19 protein-coding genes are annotated in these 18,094 nt (G+C 39.8%); 11 read left to right on the forward strand and 8 right to left on the reverse strand.

Translation table 11 applies throughout. The annotated features are described in order from the left end of the window. Positions 1-51 precede the first annotated feature (51 nt). Positions 52-1,110, forward strand: a complete 1,059-nt coding sequence (locus tag ACOV1Q_RS11320) for a nucleoid-associated protein (RefSeq protein ID WP_424494508.1) — start codon at positions 52-54, stop codon at positions 1,108-1,110. 1 nt (position 1,111) lies between these two features. Here the strand turns inward: ACOV1Q_RS11320 and ACOV1Q_RS11325 are convergent, their stop codons facing one another. Further along, positions 1,112-2,173 (reverse strand): hypothetical protein, encoded by a 1,062-nt coding sequence (locus tag ACOV1Q_RS11325; protein ID WP_424494509.1) that lies wholly within the window; start codon positions 2,171-2,173, stop codon positions 1,112-1,114. 96 nt (positions 2,174-2,269) lie between these two features. Between ACOV1Q_RS11325 and ACOV1Q_RS11330 the strand changes: the two genes are divergently transcribed. From ACOV1Q_RS11330 to ACOV1Q_RS11345, 4 genes are all read left to right on the forward strand, one after another. After that, positions 2,270-3,172, forward strand: a complete 903-nt coding sequence (locus ACOV1Q_RS11330; protein WP_424494510.1) for an ABC transporter ATP-binding protein — start codon at positions 2,270-2,272, stop codon at positions 3,170-3,172. Further along, a complete protein-coding gene (locus ACOV1Q_RS11335; protein WP_424494511.1) occupies positions 3,172-4,008 on the forward strand; it encodes an ABC transporter permease in 837 nt (278 codons plus the stop codon). Before ACOV1Q_RS11330 ends, ACOV1Q_RS11335 begins: the two co-directional genes overlap by 1 nt. A gap of 116 nt (positions 4,009-4,124) precedes the next feature. Beyond that, positions 4,125-6,128 (forward strand): excinuclease ABC subunit UvrB, encoded by a 2,004-nt coding sequence (uvrB, locus tag ACOV1Q_RS11340; protein WP_424494512.1) that lies wholly within the window; start codon positions 4,125-4,127, stop codon positions 6,126-6,128. Positions 6,129-6,238: 110 nt separating this feature from the next. After that, positions 6,239-7,459 carry a hypothetical protein gene (locus ACOV1Q_RS11345; RefSeq protein WP_424494513.1) on the forward strand — a complete coding sequence of 407 codons (1,221 nt, stop codon included), beginning with the start codon at positions 6,239-6,241 and terminating at the stop codon, positions 7,457-7,459. A gap of 57 nt (positions 7,460-7,516) precedes the next feature. Here ACOV1Q_RS11345 and ACOV1Q_RS11350 read toward each other — a convergent pair whose 3' ends face one another. Then, the gene (locus ACOV1Q_RS11350) at positions 7,517-7,960 is read right to left on the reverse strand and encodes an Hsp20/alpha crystallin family protein (RefSeq protein ID WP_424494514.1); all 444 of its coding nucleotides are present in this window, start codon (positions 7,958-7,960) and stop codon (positions 7,517-7,519) included. Positions 7,961-8,183: 223 nt separating this feature from the next. Between ACOV1Q_RS11350 and ACOV1Q_RS11355 the strand changes: the two genes are divergently transcribed. Together ACOV1Q_RS11355 and ACOV1Q_RS11360 are read left to right on the forward strand one after the other, a co-directional pair. After that, the gene (locus ACOV1Q_RS11355) at positions 8,184-8,426 is read left to right on the forward strand and encodes a DUF1456 family protein (RefSeq protein ID WP_424494515.1); all 243 of its coding nucleotides are present in this window, start codon (positions 8,184-8,186) and stop codon (positions 8,424-8,426) included. An 8-nt stretch (positions 8,427-8,434) separates the two neighbouring features. Continuing rightward, entirely contained in the window at positions 8,435-9,124 is a 690-nt protein-coding gene (locus ACOV1Q_RS11360) for a phosphoadenylyl-sulfate reductase (RefSeq protein WP_424494516.1), read from the forward strand. Positions 9,125-9,197: 73 nt separating this feature from the next. Here the strand turns inward: ACOV1Q_RS11360 and ACOV1Q_RS11365 are convergent, their stop codons facing one another. Continuing rightward, positions 9,198-9,533: a hypothetical protein gene (locus tag ACOV1Q_RS11365; protein WP_424494517.1), complete on the reverse strand. Its 336-nt coding sequence runs from the start codon at positions 9,531-9,533 to the stop codon at positions 9,198-9,200. Positions 9,534-9,697: 164 nt separating this feature from the next. Next, positions 9,698-10,891: an ADP-forming succinate--CoA ligase subunit beta gene (gene sucC / locus ACOV1Q_RS11370; protein ID WP_424494518.1), complete on the reverse strand. Its 1,194-nt coding sequence runs from the start codon at positions 10,889-10,891 to the stop codon at positions 9,698-9,700. Positions 10,892-11,162: 271 nt separating this feature from the next. On the opposite strand from sucC, the gene ACOV1Q_RS11375 reads away from it, so the two are divergent. Together ACOV1Q_RS11375 and lysA are read left to right on the forward strand one after the other, a co-directional pair. Continuing rightward, a complete protein-coding gene (locus tag ACOV1Q_RS11375; protein ID WP_424494519.1) occupies positions 11,163-12,332 on the forward strand; it encodes an MFS transporter in 1,170 nt (389 codons plus the stop codon). Positions 12,333-12,507: 175 nt separating this feature from the next. After that, on the forward strand, positions 12,508-13,737 hold the full coding sequence (gene lysA, locus ACOV1Q_RS11380) for a diaminopimelate decarboxylase (RefSeq protein WP_424494520.1): 1,230 nt from the start codon (positions 12,508-12,510) through the stop codon (positions 13,735-13,737). A gap of 214 nt (positions 13,738-13,951) precedes the next feature. Here lysA and ACOV1Q_RS11385 read toward each other — a convergent pair whose 3' ends face one another. Next, positions 13,952-14,944 carry an ion channel gene (locus tag ACOV1Q_RS11385; RefSeq protein WP_424494521.1) on the reverse strand — a complete coding sequence of 331 codons (993 nt, stop codon included), beginning with the start codon at positions 14,942-14,944 and terminating at the stop codon, positions 13,952-13,954. Positions 14,945-15,085: 141 nt separating this feature from the next. On the opposite strand from ACOV1Q_RS11385, the gene ACOV1Q_RS11390 reads away from it, so the two are divergent. Then, positions 15,086-16,399, forward strand: a complete 1,314-nt coding sequence (locus ACOV1Q_RS11390) for an erythromycin esterase family protein (protein WP_424494522.1) — start codon at positions 15,086-15,088, stop codon at positions 16,397-16,399. A gap of 6 nt (positions 16,400-16,405) precedes the next feature. Next, on the forward strand, positions 16,406-17,092 hold the full coding sequence (locus ACOV1Q_RS11395; RefSeq protein WP_424494523.1) for an MBL fold metallo-hydrolase: 687 nt from the start codon (positions 16,406-16,408) through the stop codon (positions 17,090-17,092). Here ACOV1Q_RS11395 and ACOV1Q_RS11400 read toward each other — a convergent pair. From ACOV1Q_RS11400 to ACOV1Q_RS11410, 3 genes are read right to left on the reverse strand one after another with little or no spacing between them, the layout of a single operon-like run. Next, on the reverse strand, positions 17,089-17,199 hold the full coding sequence (locus ACOV1Q_RS11400) for a DUF72 domain-containing protein (RefSeq protein ID WP_424494684.1): 111 nt from the start codon (positions 17,197-17,199) through the stop codon (positions 17,089-17,091). The genes ACOV1Q_RS11395 and ACOV1Q_RS11400 overlap by 4 nt on opposite strands. Positions 17,200-17,214: 15 nt before the next feature. Further along, positions 17,215-17,709 (reverse strand): zinc finger domain-containing protein, encoded by a 495-nt coding sequence (locus tag ACOV1Q_RS11405; protein WP_424494524.1) that lies wholly within the window; start codon positions 17,707-17,709, stop codon positions 17,215-17,217. After that, the gene (locus ACOV1Q_RS11410) at positions 17,672-17,983 is read right to left on the reverse strand and encodes a DNA-formamidopyrimidine glycosylase family protein (protein ID WP_424494525.1); all 312 of its coding nucleotides are present in this window, start codon (positions 17,981-17,983) and stop codon (positions 17,672-17,674) included. The genes ACOV1Q_RS11405 and ACOV1Q_RS11410 overlap by 38 nt, the downstream gene beginning before the upstream one ends. Between the last annotated feature and the right edge of the window lie 111 nt (positions 17,984-18,094).

Raw genomic sequence — 18,094 nt, forward strand, 5'->3', positions numbered from 1 at the left:
AAATGCCAATAATGGAAACTTTACAGTGACTAAAAACAACATATTTCTTATATGATTAATCTATATAATGCCCAAATTGAGTCCCTATCCATCCACAGGGTGGGAAACAAAAGCAGAAATGAGAATATTTTTCTTTCTGAACAACCTTTTCAGTTAAACGATGAGATCACTCCTCTTATCAAGGAATATTTCCTGAAATCTTTCAGGGAAAAGGAAGAAAATTATTTTCAGTTTACTAACGAAGTTGATGTAGAGTTTAATCCCCTTTTTGAGATTGCCAACAAAATTTTTGATGATCCAAAAGGCATTCATGCAATGTCTAAAAAGATTACCACGTTGTTGTTTGAGCAATCTTCCCATCCGCACATCAAAAGTGGGGAAGTTTATGTTGTATATTTTGACAATGTAATGCTTGATAATGAAAAAACATCTGCAATTGGCATTTTTAAATCCGAATTAAAACACGATTTCCTGCAGTTCAGGGAAAAGGAAACCATCTTGGAAATGATCGTGCAGCAGGGAATCAACCTTAGTAAGCTTGACAAAGGTGCATTGATCTTCAATAAAAACAGGGAAGACGGCTATAAGATTCTTTCTGTAGATTCAAATAAATACGATACGAAATACTGGCTGGAGAACTTTTTGGGAGTAGATGTTTTAGCTGATGAGAATTTCCACACCAAGAAATATCTCAAATTCTGCCAGAATTTTGCCAAAGATGTGGTTCTTCCTGCGGAAGATAAAAAAGAAGAAGTGATGTTCATGAACCGAAGCGTGGATTACTTTGCTAAAAATGATGACTTTGAAGAAACTGCTTTCCTGAATTCGGTAATGGACAACCCTGATCTTATTCCCGAATTTCAGAATTATAAAACAGAAAAAGCTCCAAAATACAAGATCGAAGATCTTACTAATTTCCCTATTTCAAACACGGCAGTAACGGCAGCCAGAAAATCTATCAAGAATCACATTATCCTGGACACGAACATCCAGATAAAAATGGATTTTATCAACCCGGAATCTGCTGAGAAATTCGTGGAAAAAGGATGGGATGAAGAACGCCAAATGTATTATTACCTCGTCTATTTCAATAAAGAACAGAAAAGTTAATTTACACCAGCCGCTTCATATTCACATCTTCGTAATTGCGCTTTACAAAATCAAGCGCAGTACGAAGAATTTGACCCATGGAGCGCGCTCTCTTAAATTTCATATCATTAGAAAGTTCATAAAGCTCCTTCCGGAGCTTTTTTACATTGTCCTGCGTAGAGATCTCATCGTTCAGTATACATCGCATCAATTCTTTGTACCTGGTTTGCGCATTGATAATCCTTTTTGCGAGTAACGAACGTTCTTCTTTGCGGTATTGCTCGATTGAAGATTCCTGAAGCTTATCTGCAACCAGCTGCACCATCTTAAAATTCTCTTTAAAGAACTGCGGCCTGTAAATCTTCAAACTACCTTCGTAAGACTGCTGGTCAAAATCTATCGCCCTTATCTGGTATTCCACATGATCAAAGTCATGGGTAGGAATGATCACGTAATTATAAGATCGCATATCCCCAAGAAGCCTGATGGTACACCGCTCATTAAATTTCACAAATTGTTTCGCAATTTGGGTTTTTGCACGGTCATCACATTCCGGGAGCTCATCATCTATAAAAACATCTCCGGGAATTCCGGCGATGTGTTCTTCTATTAAGGTGTCTCTGTATACCAGGAAATTTATTCGGTGAGGAGAAAGAATGTGCTCAAATTCGAGTCCGTAAATTCGCGAGGCATCCGCTCTTTTTACGTAAAAATAGGTAAAACTATCGTTGAGGACGTTCCTTATCTTCACCCTGAAAGGTTTAGAATTTCCAAAGGTGCAGTAATCAATAGCGTCCACGTTCAGGAATTCCAGAGAATCATCACTTCCATCAGAATGAAGGATAGTATACACTTTTTTCAAACTTATATCTATTTCTTCCCTTTCATAATCGGGATAATAACATCGCACCCACAAAGTATCTTCATCATGCTGGTCATACACCACAATAGAACCCGAAAATCTCAGCAAATCTTCATAAAAAACAGGAATTTTAATATTGCGATTATACTTTGCCAGATATTTATGAAAACGATCGTTTACGGGAAAGGAAGGCTTCTTTCTGGACATTAATTTTTCGGGCATACAGGATGGTTTTCCTCAAAAATAGCACTTCTTTTTTATTGTCCTTGTAACAAAACGTTAACTTGGTCGTCAAATGTTAAAAACCAGCCTCTTATTTTGGAAACAATTCTTACGTTAAATAATCTCACGAAAAAATACGGTCCTGTTACCGCCGTTAAAGACCTTTCCTTCACTATTGAAAAAGGAAATGTTTACGGCATTTTAGGGCCTAACGGTAGCGGAAAATCTACCACTCTTGGAATCGTCTTGAATGTGGTCAATAAGACCTCGGGAGATTTTCAATGGTTCAACGGCACCGAATCCACGCACGAAGCTTTAAAAAAAGTGGGCGCCATTATTGAACGTCCCAATTTCTACCCATACATGACTGCTTCGCAAAACCTAAACCTGGTTTGCAAGATCAAAGATGTGTCTCCAGATAAAATTGATGAAAAGCTTGAGATCGTAGGACTTTTGGATCGAAAAGATAGCAAATTCCGGACTTTCTCACTCGGGATGAAGCAGCGCCTGGCAATCGCCTCTGCCCTGCTCAACGATCCTGAAATCCTTATTCTTGATGAGCCCACCAACGGACTAGATCCTCAGGGGATTCACCAGATAAGGGAAATCATTACTAAAATTGCTGCACTCGGCACCACCATCTTACTCGCCTCTCACCTACTCGATGAAGTTGAAAAAGTATGTTCTCATGTAGTGATAATTAGAAAAGGTGAAAAATTGTACAGCGGGCGCGTGGATGAAATGAACGCCAGCCACGGCTTTTTTGAATTGAAGGCGGCCGACAATTCTCTGCTAGAAACCATATTAAAAGAGCATGCTTCCTTCGGAAAGATTATCCAAAAAGGGGATTCTGTCACTGCATTTTTAAATGAACCCATGGAGGCCGAAACCCTTAATTCTATCCTCTTTGAAAAAGGCATTGTTCTTTCACATTTAGTGAAACGCAAAGAAAGCCTTGAAGAACAATTCTTACAGTTAACCAACCAAATTTCTGCTTAATGTTACGATTACTCTCTATAGAATTCCACAAACTCCGTTTCAGCAGATCAGCAAAAGTGCTGGTTACCACCTATTTTATTCTAATCACTTTTATTGCTTTAATAGCTTCTATTGAATTTAGTTTTGGAGGAGCCAACTTTCGTGTTGCAGATCAGGGCATTTTTAATTTCCCGTTCATCTGGCATTTTAATAGCTATATAGCCGCAACTCTTAAGCTCTTCCTGGCCATTGTCATTGTTTCGATGATGTCCAACGAATACAGCAACCGTACGCTAAAGCAAAATCTGATTGACGGCTTAAGCAAGAAAGAGTTCGTTCTTTCCAAATTTCTTACAGTACTAGCTTTTTCACTCCTTTCTACAGTATTTCTTTTTATAGTTTCCCTCATCCTGGGTTTAGGTTTTTCAGACTATACCGAAATCTCCATCATCTTTTCAGATATGGAATATCTTTTCGCTTACTTCATCAAACTCACCGGCTTTTTCACCTTTTGTATGTTCCTGGGGGTTCTTGTAAAACGGTCGGCCTTTGCACTGGGATTTCTTTTTATCTGGTGGATCCTGGAAAGCATTGTAAACGGATTGTTGCGATGGAAGGTCTTCCGCGGGCAGGACACTGCAGATCATATCGTTCAGTTCTTTCCGTTGGAATCCATGAGCATTCTGGTAAAAGAACCTTTTTCCAGGCTGGGTGCAGTGCAAACGGCAGCAACTCAATTAGGATCTGAATTCAGCAAAGATTACGGCATTCACTGGTACCAGTTATTGATCGTGATCATCTGGACTGCGATCTTCGTTTACTTGGCCTATGCCCTGCTTAAAAAAAGGGATTTATAACAGGTTTTCTTCTGAAGTAAATAAAGCTCCTTTAACCTGACGCTAACATATTTAGCCGGGGCAGCAGTTTGAATAGGCGGGAATATTCAGTATTTTTGCGCACTAAGCAAGTCCTCATGAAATTTAGTGTAAAGTCAGAATTTAAACCTACCGGTGACCAGCCACAGGCCATCAAACAGCTTGTACAGGGAATCGATAAGAATGAACGTTATCAAACCCTTCTTGGGGTAACAGGATCGGGAAAAACCTTTACCGTCGCAAATGTTATTGAGGAGGTACAACGGCCCACGCTTGTACTGGCACATAACAAAACACTTGCTGCCCAGCTTTATTCAGAATTTAAGCAGTTCTTCCCCGATAATGCGGTGGAGTATTTTGTGAGTTACTATGATTACTATCAGCCCGAGGCTTTTATTCCTACTTCAGGAACTTACATTGAGAAGGATCTTTCCATTAATGAAGAGATTGAAAAGCTTCGTTTAAGCACCACCTCTTCCCTTCTTTCCGGGAGAAGAGATGTGATCGTGGTAGCTTCAGTTTCCTGTTTGTATGGTATAGGAAACCCGGTGGAATTTAAAAAGAACGTCGTTTCCATTCAAAGGGATATGGAGATCTCCAGGACGAAACTACTGCACAAACTGGTGCAAAGCCTTTACTCCCGTACCGAAGCAGAATTTAACCACGGAAACTTCAGAATAAAAGGTGACACAGTGGATATTTTCCCAAGTTATGCAGATAATGCCTTCAGAATCCATTTTTTCGGTGATGAGATTGAAGAAATTGAAGCTTTTGATCCTGCAACAAACGAGGTTCTTGAGAAATATGACCGGTTGAATATTTACCCGGCAAATATGTTCGTGACTTCACCAGATGTGTTGCAGGGAGCAATTCGGGAAATTCAGGATGATCTTGTTAAACAGGTAGATTATTTTCAGGATATAGGGAAACATTTGGAAGCAAAGAGGCTGGATGAACGTACCAATTTTGACCTTGAAATGATACGGGAACTGGGTTACTGTTCCGGAATTGAAAACTACTCCCGTTATCTTGACGGAAGGATGCCCGGCACGCGCCCTTTCTGTCTGCTTGACTACTTCCCCGATGATTATTTAATGGTGGTAGATGAAAGCCACGTTACGATTCCGCAGGTGCACGCCATGTATGGTGGTGACAGGTCGCGAAAAGAAACATTGGTGGATTACGGATTCAGGTTGCCCGCAGCCATGGACAACCGTCCACTTAAATTTGAAGAATTTGAAGCCCTTCAGAATCAGGTGATCTATGTGAGTGCAACTCCTGCAGATTATGAACTTCAAAAAACAGAAGGATTGTACATTGAACAGGTAATCCGTCCCACCGGACTTTTAGATCCCATCATCGAAGTACGGCCAAGTTTAAATCAAATTGATGATCTCATTGAGGAAATGCAGCAGCGCATTGAAAAAGATCAACGTATCCTGGTGACAACCCTTACCAAAAGAATGGCCGAGGAACTTACCAAATATCTTACCCGAATCAACATTCGATGCCGTTATATCCACAGCGACGTTGACACGCTTGAAAGGGTGGAGATCATGCAGGATCTTAGAAAAGGCCTTTTTGATGTACTGGTAGGAGTCAACCTGCTGCGGGAAGGATTGGATTTACCCGAAGTTTCGCTGGTAGCTATTCTTGATGCCGACAAAGAAGGATTTCTCCGCAGCAACCGTTCTTTAACACAAACTATAGGAAGGGCGGCCCGCCACCTGGAAGGAAAAGCTATTATGTATGCTGATAAAATTACCGACAGCATGCAAAAGACCATTGACGAGACCAATTATCGCCGGGAAAAGCAGATGAACTACAACTCCAAAAATGGCATAACACCAACTGCTTTGAAAAAGTCATTTGAAAATTCCCTGGTAAAGCGTAAAGCCGAACCCTACGAAGTAGAAATCGCACCAGATCTTAAAGCTGCGGAAAAGGAAACTGAGTATTTCAGTAAAAATCAGCTCGAGAAAAGGATCAGGGAAAAAAGAAAGGCAATGGAAGCTGCTGCCAAAGAACTTGATTTTATGGTTGCTGCACGGTTAAGAGATGAAATAAAAATGTTACAGGAAAAAGTTCAGGAAGCCGATTAATTTTAACTTTTCTTATAGTATTTTCTTGATTTTTAATGAAATAGTTTTAATACTTTTAATTCTCCCTACAACCTAAAACTAATTCTTGCCTCCCGCAAAGATGAACTGTTGTGGTAAAAAAATACGCATTAATTTTGCTCTTTTTGGGGCTCTCTTCTAATCTTTTTGCACAGGTTGGAATAAATACAATTGATCCTAAAGCTCAGCTTGATATTACCAGCAGCAATGAAATTGCTCCGGGTATTACAGATGGTATCCTTATTCCCAGAATAGCAGATTTCCCTAACAGCAATCCTACTGCAGACCAGCATGGAATGATGGTATTTCTCAACAAAAGTCAGCTGGGCCATCTGGAAGGTTTCTACTACTGGAACCACACACTTGGACAATGGAAACCTATAATAGGCGACGTTTTTGCCAGCTTTTATAAAGTAGGGACTCAGCAACCTTCCCAAAGCATTGATGAATCCATTTTCAGGACTGGAAACATAAGCGTAGGCGCAGAATCTGACTTTGTAAAACTAAAAGTAACTCTCAGTGCCCAGGAAAATCATAATACAAAGACAGCCCTGGAAGTAGAGAACCTTAGCTCTTCACCCAAAAATGTCACCTATGGAATTCTTTCCTCCAACAAAAGTGTTACTTCAGATAAAAAATACGGAATAAAGAATTCTGTAAGTGCCGAAGGAGAAGGCATTCATTACGGTATTTTCAATGAAACTTCTCAAAAAACAAATGAAGAGATCTACGGAATCTATAACAGCGTAGGAAAAACATTTGGCGCTACGAAAAACCATTACGGGATATATTCGACTATCGGAAGTTCTCAGGGAAATGGTATGGTTTACGGGATCTATAGTTCAGCCTTTGGAAATCTTCCGAAAAACGTTTTTGCCGGCTACTTTGCAGGGCGTTTGGGAATAGGCTTTTCTCCCACCGAAGAATACATTCTTCCCGGAGCACGCGGCCAGGCAGGACAGGTCTTGGTACAGGAAGCTTCGGGAGAATTAAGCTGGAAACATCAGGGAAACCAAAACTACACTTCAACCACTTCCATTACAGGAAATTATATGATACCAGATGATGTTTATACGCTACGTATCAACAATACCCTTAGCTCTATAACCTTGCCCGATGCCAACAGCAACAAAGGAAGAGTCATAGTACTGGTAGGTTGGCCAGGAAACTCTCAGAAGAATCTCTTATTCCTTCCCGGCAATGATCTTCTGGATATTAGAACGAATATGCCTGTAACTGCCATTAGTGGCGGCGAAGTCCTCACCATACAAAGTACAGGAACCTCTGGCAGATGGATTGTGATCAGCCGGTAAAAAAAGGAAACAAAAAACGCCCTTTCCAGGGCGTTTTTCTTTTTAAAATTCTACAGTTTAAGAAATCTCAATCATTCTTTTAGCCTGTACTTTTGCCTCTTCCTTCTTTGGAAGATTGATCTCAAGTACGCCATTGTTATAAGCTGCAGAGATCTTTTCACCGTCTACAGTATCTGGAAGGCTGAATGCTCTTTTAAAGCTGCTGTAACTAAATTCCTTTCTCGTAAACTTTCCGTTGTTTTCAGAAACTTCATTCTCCTTTTTTACTTCAGATGAAATTGTCAAAACATCATTGTCCAATTCGATATTGAAATCTTCTTTGGTCTTACCGGGAACTGCCACTGCAACTAAAAAATTGTCATCGGTTTCCTGGATGTTTACTGCAGGAATACTGGTTCCAATACTGTTCACATTAGTAGTGCCTCCTAACCAATCTGTCTTAAACATATCATCAAAAACTGAAGGAAGCCAATTGTCCGGATTTCTTTTTACTAAGTTCATAATTTTATAATTTTTAAATGTTTAACTTCTTTTATTAATTCACATACTCCATGGCAAATTAAATACCAGAGGGAAAAATATGCCTTTGTGTCATTCTGAAACGCTCAAATAATGTCATTTTGACATATTTCAGACGTTTATATGATTATTATGCTGTGAATAGTAACGAACAGGTTTAGATATTGTCATTACTTCCGTACTTTTGCATCAGAAACTTCTCTCTATGGCTTTATCCAATAATGATATTTTTAAAAAACTAAGGGTCGCCTTAAAATTACGGGACGATGATATCGTTCATATTTGCTCCCTCGTAGATTTCAAGGTTACTAAAAGTGAAATTGGAGCTATCTTTAGAAGCGAGGACCACCCTAAGTATATGGAATGTGGCGACCAATTTCTTCGGAATTTTTTAAACGGACTTGTCATTCACATGCGAGGTCCTCTTCCAAAAAAAGAGAAGAAATAGGAGGAAATATGAATGTAAGTGCAGAGAAAAGAATCCTGTCTACAGCTGAAGTACAAAGGCTAAATAAAAAATACAAGCCCTTAAAACTCAATGAGCGTATCAAGGAACTATACGATGATTTTGATGCTTCAGAAATCATGCTTACAAGTTCCTTCGCCGCTACTTCCGCTTTCCTGCTAAAGCTTTTTTCAGAAGTTAATAATGATCAAAAAGTATATTTTATCGATACGGGCTATCATTTTGATGAAACCCTGCAGTACAGAAAGAAGTTATCTCAGCTGTATAATTTGAATGTAAAATCCTTAAGTGCCTTAAAAGAGGAGCATGATTTTACCCGTCAAGATGAAACATGGAAAAAGAACCCTGATTTTTGTTGTTCGATTAATAAGGTGAAACCCCTAGAAATGATTAAAAAAAATTACTCTGTTTGGGTTTCGGGACTTATGGAATGGCAAAGTGATCATCGTGCCTCCCTTAACATTTTTGAGAATAGAGGTGATATTTTAAAATTTTATCCACTTTTGGATGTCACAAAAGAGGAACGGGATGCTTTTATAGAAAAACATGATTTACCTTTTCATCCTTTAGTAGCAAAAGGATACCATTCCATTGGTTGCAAACATTGTACGGTTGCCGGTGGAGACAGGAGCGGAAGATGGAACAACGATCCTAAAACAGAATGTGGATTGCACCTTTAAAATGGCATTTTTGACTACTATCCTTAAAAAAACCGGGTGATGAGCCCGGTTTTTTTAAAATAAGATGCCTTTTTTAGCGAACGGCCTCAACTTTTACAGGCAACTCATAAATTTTTCCTTTTACCCAACTTCTTCCAAAGACTCTGCGGTTTTGCAATCTTTTCATAAGAAAATCATTTACTTCCTGGTTCTCTGAATCAATAGAATGAACCTTAATTTCTTTCTCTTCAGATAATGAAAAAACCATTCTTAAGGTGAAGTCGTCTTCCACAATTAGGTTGGAATTAATTAACATCTTTTCAATTTCAGAAGAAACTGATTTAGCACCTCCTTTAGGATCTGGATTGGCCGCCATAAGGCTTGTCATTGTCATTGCTACTACCGCGAACAAAAGTTTTAAATGTCTCATAACTGTTTGATTTTTGATTAATGAATGAGTATTATAAGGACCGCTTGGAAGAAACAATTGTTACAGCCTCAATATAATTTTAACATACCATTAAGATCTATTGAAAAGACATAAAAAAACCCCTGAAGTTTCAGGGGTTCAATATATAACTGGTAGTTTGTTGCTTACGCAAGTACTTTTTGAACTTTATCTGCAGCTTCCTGAAATTCCACCGCACTTTCTACGGCAAGTCCGCTGTTGTCAATTAATTCTTTGGCGACATCAGCATTCGTTCCCTGCAGGCGTACAATGATTGGCACCTGGATTGCATCTCCCATATTTTTATAGGCATCAACAATTCCCTGTGCTACGCGATCACAACGTACAATTCCTCCAAAAATGTTAATCAAGATGGCTTTTACACTTTCGTCTTTCAGGATAAGCCTAAATGCTTCCTCTACTCTTTTTGCATCGGCAGTACCTCCAACATCAAGGAAGTTTGCAGGCTCTCCTCCTGCTTGCTTAATAAGATCCATGGTAGCCATTGCAAGACCGGCTCCATTCACCATACATCCCACATTTCCGTCTAGATCAACATAGTTGAGTCCTACCGCTTTGGCTTCTACTTCCACAGGATTTTCCTCACGAGTATCACGCATTTCTGCATAATCTTTATGACGGAAAAGTGCATTATCATCTAAAGTCACCTTAGCATCAACCGCCATGATCTTATCATCACTGGTCTTCAACACGGGATTAATTTCAAACAAGGAAGAATCTGATTTTTCAAAGGCTTTGTATAATGACATTACGAATTTTGTCATCTCCTTAAAAGCAGCACCACTCAATCCCAGATTAAAAGCAATCCTTCGTGCCTGGAAAGGCATCAATCCTGTTGCAGGATCTATTTCTTCTGTAAAAATAAGATCCGGTGTTTGCTCTGCTACTGTTTCTATGTCCATTCCACCCTCAGTAGAATACATGATCATGTTTTTTCCTGTAGCACGGTTTAAAAGTACAGACATGTAATATTCATCGGGTTCGTTTTCGCCAGGATAATATACATCTTCGGCAACCAATACCTGGTGAACTTTTTTACCTTCAGCCGAAGTCTGAGGTGTCACAAGGTTCATCCCAATGATTTGTCCTGCAATCTCTTCAACTTCCTGAAGATTCTTTGCAAGTTTTACACCGCCACCTTTACCGCGGCCACCTGCATGAACCTGTGCTTTAATAACATGCCAGCCCGTACCGGTTTGTTCTGTGAGTTTTTTCGCAGCTTCAACTGCTTCCTTTGCATCCTGCGCCACAATACCTCTTTGTATGCGTACGCCAAAACTGCTTAAAATCTCTTTTCCCTGATATTCATGTATATTCATAATGAGGTGTTTCTTCAGTATTAGTTATGGTTCACAAAAGTAACAAATGTTCTAGGAATGTACCAATCTTTTTTGGGAATAGCCGTTGGTGATCAAAGTTCTGGAAAACCCCTGCTTCCAAAGCGAGATTATCGGGACAAGGTGGGTGTAGCTCTCACAAATGAATAATTAGATATTTATCGGACGCTACATCTTCTTGATCCTTTTTTTATGTTTTCATTAAGTGATGTCTCGTAGAACTCCTCTACTTTTGCACCTTATTTCTAGAAGTATGAGAAAAGCATTACTCGCTCTTGCCATTGGTGGCTTTGGAATTGGGATGACAGAATTTGTCATTATGGGAATCTTACCCGAAGTTGCCAATGCCCTCGATATAAGTATCCCCACCGCAGGTCATTTTATTTCGGCATATGCTCTTGGTGTGGTGGTGGGAGCACCTGTCTTAACAGGGATTGGGGGTAAATGGCCCGCACATAAGATGCTATTGTTATTGATGATTTGGTTCACGGTATTTAATACTCTTTCTGCATTCGCTAACAGCTACCCACTTTTGCTCATTTCACGATTTCTTTCTGGATTGCCTCATGGTGCTTTTTTTGGAATAGGCGCTGTAGTGGCAGGGAGATTGGCAAAACCAGGGAAATCTGCCAGAGCTATTGCGATTATGTTCACCGGACTTACGTTAGCAAATGTACTGGGAGTACCACTTGGAACTTATCTCGGCCAACAATTTAGCTGGAATGTTTCTTTCTATCTAGTAGGGTTTGTGGGAATACTGGCCGTCTTAAGCATAAAATTCTGGATGCCCGCCCTTCCAAAATCCTCTTCGGAAGGATTCCGGAAAGATCTACGTGTTCTCAAGCGGGCAGAACTTTGGATGGTTGTGTTACTGACAACCATCGGAACCGGAGGATTTTTTGCCTGGTACAGTTATATAGCACCTTTGGTAATTGAAGTTGCCGGTCATCCCGAAACTGTAGTCAACTACGCCATGATAATTGCGGGCACAGGTATGGTGGTGGGTAATCTCATAGGAGCTAAACTGGCTGAAAAATTTTCCCCCATAAATGCCGTAGTCATTTCTCTTATCCTCATGGTGATTGCTTTAGTCGCCAATACTTTTATAGCACAGGATGAAACAGGTGTTCTCATAATGACCTTCTTAATAGGTGTAATAGCCTTTACCATTTCCACACCAATACAAATGGCTATGATCAATACAGCAAAAGGTTCAGAAATGCTGGGTTCTTCTATGAATCAAAGTGCTTTTAATATGGGGAATGCATCTGGAGCCTACTTCGCAGGATTACCTATTGCCATGGGGTATGGCTTTACTTCGGCTACACTCGTGGGAGCTGTAATGGCCGGCACCGGAATTTTTATTGCGCTTGGTATCATTATGATGAGAAGAAAAAATCAAGTCGCTCTTGCTCAAACCTGATTCAAATCTTATCAATAAAATTAAGAACCTGAAAATCTTATTCATGTTCTTGAGCAGATGATTGCCGACTTCAGCATATAACAATCTGTTAGAATTCGTTATTTTTAAGTCGGTCCTTGTTAAAGTTTGAGAAATCTCCTGTACTTTTGCCACTTATAATTTTCACGCTAAAAAGATGACTCATCAAGATTTACTTCAGGTTGCAGACGAATTCGGCCATCCCGTTTATGTTTATGATGCCGAAAAAATAATTTCCCAATACAATCGGCTGCAATCAGCTTTTAAAGAAGTTAAGGACCTGCGAATAAATTATGCTGTCAAGGCACTTTCTAATATTTCGGTACTGCGCTTATTCAATAAACTTGGTTCAGGCCTGGACACTGTTTCACTTCAGGAAGTAAAACTGGGGCTGGAAGCCGGTGTCGATTCGTCTAAGATCATCTATACTCCCAACGGAGTTTCTTTGGAAGAAATTGAAGAAGTTGCTGTATTGGGCGTTCAGATAAATATTGACAATCTCTCCATCCTGGAGCAATTCGGAACAAAACACCCGGAAGTACCGGTTTGCATACGCATTAACCCACACGTTATGGCAGGCGGAAATACTAATATTTCTGTGGGGCACATTGATTCAAAATTCGGGATCTCCATCCATCAAATTCCCCACACCCTCAGGATCGTGAAAAATACGGGCATGAATATTAATGGAATTCATATGCATACAGGAAGTGACATTCTGGATATTGATGTTTTCCTTTATGCTTCTGAAATCCTTTTTGATACTGCAAAGCATTTTAAAGACCTGGAATTTCTTGATTTTGGAAGCGGCTTTAAGGTGCCTTATAAAGAAGGGGATATTGAAACGAATATTGAAGAACTTGGCGAAAAGCTTACAAAGCGCTTCAAAGATTTTTGTAAAGCTTATGGAAGAGACCTAACTCTTGCCTTTGAACCAGGTAAATTCCTGGTAAGTGAAGCGGGTAAATTCCTGGTAAAGGTAAATGTCATCAAACAAACTACCTCTACGGTTTTCGCACAGGTTGACAGTGGTTTTAATCATCTAATACGGCCAATGTTTTACGGTTCCAGGCATGAGATTCATAACATTTCCAATCCAAAAGGACGGGAACGCTTTTACTCTGTAGTGGGTTACATTTGTGAAACCGACACTTTTGCCAGTAACCGTAAGATTGAAGAGATTAAGGAAGGAGATATATTGGCTTTTAGCAACGCAGGAGCTTACTCTTTTTCCATGGCCAGCAATTACAATTCCAGGTTCCGCCCACCTGAAGTTTTATGGTATGAAGGAAAAGCCCATCTCATTCGGAAAAGGGAAACTTTTGAAGACATTTTAAGAGGACAAGTAGCTTTAGATTTTAGTACAGTGACGGCGGAAAACGAATAAATCACGAGGCTGTTCAGAATTTTTTCGGCAAGCTGACCCTGAACAGATGGTTTTTAGGTGCTACACAAATTTCAAAAAACTCGTTGGATTCTGAAAAAAGTTCAGAATAACTTTGTTGTATTTAATTTCTGAACAGCCTCTCTTTTAAATTCCAGTTTCAGCAAAAGCCAAGATTAATTTACCTGGCATCCAAAAAGGGCATTTTAAGGGTAATTTATTCCCCCATGAATTTCTTGTTAAACATAAAGATGTCTTTCCATGCCCAGCCGGCGCTATGAAGTGACGCACCAATTTGCCTGTCCTTCTCCTCATTCTGGTCATAATTCTCACCATATTTCATCCAAAAACTCCTTAATTGATACAATTCCTCGCTATCATGTTCATAGCCATCTGCATGCACCAAGCTCATTCGTAGATTGTGCTCTATAGTTCTAAGTACCGCACTTATACTTACATACTGCTCAGAATCTTCAGAATAGTTACTGCGAAGCACCATAAGCACCTCATACAAGCTCGCTATTTGCACTTCAATGGCATGATTCCTTTTACGGGTAAGAAAATGGTTCACCACAGGAAAAGCTAGATAGTTACTGGAGTTCGAAATAATAAGCTGCCGTAGGTCGCTACTCTTTTCGGTAAAGGAAGAAAGATTTTTATCTACGGTGAAGAATTTGTACAATTCTTCAATATCACTCCCCATAGTGTCTATATAAAAAGCAAGCTTTTTCTTATCCAGAAGCGAAGTGATCACAGACAAAAGATAAGCAAGTGCCGTTGTCAACAATATGAAACCTGAAAAAGAAATAAGCCCCGAGAGAAACCTGCTTAAATCATTCCCCGGGACGAAATCTCCGATCCCGAGGGTGGAAAGCACAAAGCAGGTGTAGTAAAATCGTTCGGTAAGATCTGCCGGCAACTTTGTTGCTCCATTGATCACCATATTTTCTTCACTTAAAAAAATAAGGTAAGCACCTCCTGTGAGTAGTGCAAGCCAGCAAAGGGTCGTTACTAATAAATGAATAAGTCCGGAGAAGTTAAATATACTTCTGCTTTTGTTGGTAAGAATGATCCTGGAAAGCCATTTATTAATACTTCCCGAAATATACCAGTAACCGTTTCCTGAAAGCGTGGTGTGGAAAAAATCATAAAAAGTTACTCCCATGAGTATGAATCCACCACTCATTATTAAGATTTCCTGTATTTCCATAAAAACAAGATAATTAAAAGCTCCCTTAAAATTATCTTATAAGACCTTAAAATTTTGACAAGACTGCTGCTGCACTTCATTCACTCCCTTAAAAAACGTATCTTAATTGTTATCAACCAATTAACCATAAAAATTTGAATTATGGCAACAATTACATCCAATTTCACTTCTCAACCCGACCTTTCTTCAGCACCCGTAAAACCCCTTGAAAACTCTAAAGATCTTGATCCCTTACTCGACAGGATTGGTGATTCCAAATATGTGCTTCTTGGTGAGGCCAGTCATGGAACCCATGAATATTACACCTGGAGAGCTGAAATTTCGAAAAGGCTCATTCAGGAAAAAGGATTCTCCTTTGTCGCGGTAGAAGGAGACTGGCCAGATTGTTACATGATCAATCGCTGGGTAAAAGATCTTCCCAATTCCGGCGACTCCATAAAGGAAGTACTTCAGAATTTTAAACGCTGGCCTACCTGGATGTGGGCAAACTGGGAAATCGCTGCCTTTGCCGAATGGATGAAAAACCACAACCGAGAATTAAAACCTAAAGATAAAATTGGCTTTTACGGGCTGGATGTTTACAGCTTGTGGGAATCATTGGAATCCATAGTAAAGTATCTGGAAAAAGAAGATCCGCAAACAGCACAACTTGCCAAACAGGCTGCAGACTGTTTCGAACCCTACCGGAAAAACGACTCCTATGTTACTGCCTACCGCGGAATGGAACAACACTGTCGCGATGAAGTGGTACAGTTACTAAAAGAAGTTCGTGGAAACGTAGAAAAATATAATGACGAGCGCGAAGCCGGCTTAAATGCAGAGCTTAACACACTTGTCATGAAAAATGCTGAAAAATACTACGAAGCCATGTCTTCCTTTGATAATTCCTCGTGGAACGTTCGGGATACACATATGGTAGAGACTCTAAACACCTTAATGAACTTTCACCATGAAGATGCGAAAGTAATCGTTTGGGAACACAACACCCACATTGGTGATGCGCGTGCGACAGATATGGTCGCTCATGGAATGCATAATGTGGGGCAGCTTGTTCGGGAACAACACCAGGACGATGGGGTGGTATTAGTCGGTTTTGGTTCTTATGAAGGATCTGTCATCGCAGGAGAATTTTGGGGAGGAGAAATGCAGGAAATGGAGCTTCCTAAAGCCATTGAAGGAAGTGTGGAAAAAATGTTACACAAGCAGGGCGCCACTAATAAATTGCTCATTTTTGATGATGATTCTCCTTTAAAAAAGACATTCCAGGAGCGCACGGGCCACCGGGCGGTTGGCGTTGTGTACGATCCTCACCGGGAAAGAGGAAACTATGTGCCTTCAAAACTTTCAGAAAGATATGATGCTTTTCTCTACATTGATAAAACACACGGCCTGCATCCGCTACATTTAAAACCTGACGGAAGTAAAACTCCCGAAACTTATCCCTTCGGAATATAAAATATTATGAAAATAAAAGTCCTTGGGAGCAGGGGAAAAATTGAACCTTCTGCTCTAAAATATCAAAATCACAGCGGATTCTTAATCGACGACAAAATTCTTATTGATGTTGGAGAAAGAGAGTTTATGACAACGAATCCTGAAGCGATCGTGTTCACTCATTTTCATCCCGATCATGCCTTTTTTGTTTCCGAAGAGAAAAAATTCACTCCTGAAATTCCCCTTTTTGGGCCGCAGGAACATCCGCTCATCCCAAACCTGAAGTTGATCTCCGGTAAATTTGATATTCTTGGCTATAGCTTTACACCGGTGCCTGTTATTCACGCATTGAAGCTGAAATCCCTGGGTTACATTGTCGAAAAGGACAAAAAAAGGGCATTTTTCACTGGTGATGTCGCCTGGATTGAAAAAGCATATTTACAGAAAATAGAAAAAGTGGATGTTGTGATTACCGAAGCCACGATGATCAACAAAGGTGGAAGGATAAACCGCAAAAAAGACAAAATTTTTGGCCATACAGGGGTGCCCGACCTGGTGCGAATCCTGAGCCCGCTTACCAACAGGATCATCTTTACCCATTTTGGAGACTGGTTCTTTGAAAATGTAGAAAAAAGCCCGAAAATACTTAAAGATTTTTCAACTCCTCATCTTGGAGTAATTCCGGCTTTCGACGGACTGGAATTTAGTCTCTAAATGCCATTTTTGAATAACTCTTTTAGCTTTCGGGCATTTTGAGGAGCATTGGCGTGAATGTCATTGTTGAAAAAAATATATACCTCCTTCGCTTCGGAATTTAAGATCTTCTGGTGCCACCTTCATAAAAGCTCCTCTTGGCATTTAGGGCAAAAATAAGTGCTGCGGCCAGAAACCTTGATCTTTTCGACCTTTCCAGAGCATTTAGGGCATTGGGCACCTTCTTTTCTTTGGGGCGTAAGATAGGTATTGGGAAGCTGAGATCGCTGGCCTTCATTTTTGATCGCCGTTTTAAGAACAGTTCTCATCTTGGAATAAATACCGGAATTCTCTTTTTTTGCAAGTTTTTCAGTCTTGGATTTTGGATGAATTTCACATTGGAACAGGATCTCATCGGCATATACGTTTCCAATTCCGGAGATCAAATGCTGATCTGTCAACGCACCTTTAATACTGCCCCTTTTCTCCTCAAGTAGGTTATCGAATTCTTCTTTCCTTAATTCCAGCGCATCTTTACCAAGTGAATGTTCTTTTGCAAAAACATCTACACCTGTTGTGAGATAAATCTTCCCCAGTTTTCTACGACAAGTCAAACGCGAGCTGATAATTATTATCAAATGAAATAATCATTTTTGAAAATTTTGGCGGCTCCTGGTTTGAAAAATACTCCAGTTTGCCGGTCATTCCAAAATGAAAAACCAGCCAGCATTCTTTTCCCAATCTCAGAAAAAAATATTTTCCCAGTTGCCTGGTTTCTTCAAAACTTTTTCCTTCCAAGGCATTTTTGAAGTCTTTTTGAGGGTTTTGAAGTAAGCTTGCCTCAGGAAATTCTACCCTGGTGATCTTTTGATGCAGTGAGGTATCATCTACATATTTTTTGGAAAAGCGCAATCGCCGGTAATTCGAGCATTACAAAGGTTTGGATAGATTCACCTTAATTTAAATAAATCTGCTGAAGCTTCAAAATAAGCCTGATCTATATTTTCATTTTCCGAAGAAAAT

This window comes from Salinimicrobium maris (assembly GCF_049680855.1).
Taxonomy (GTDB): domain Bacteria; phylum Bacteroidota; class Bacteroidia; order Flavobacteriales; family Flavobacteriaceae; genus Salinimicrobium.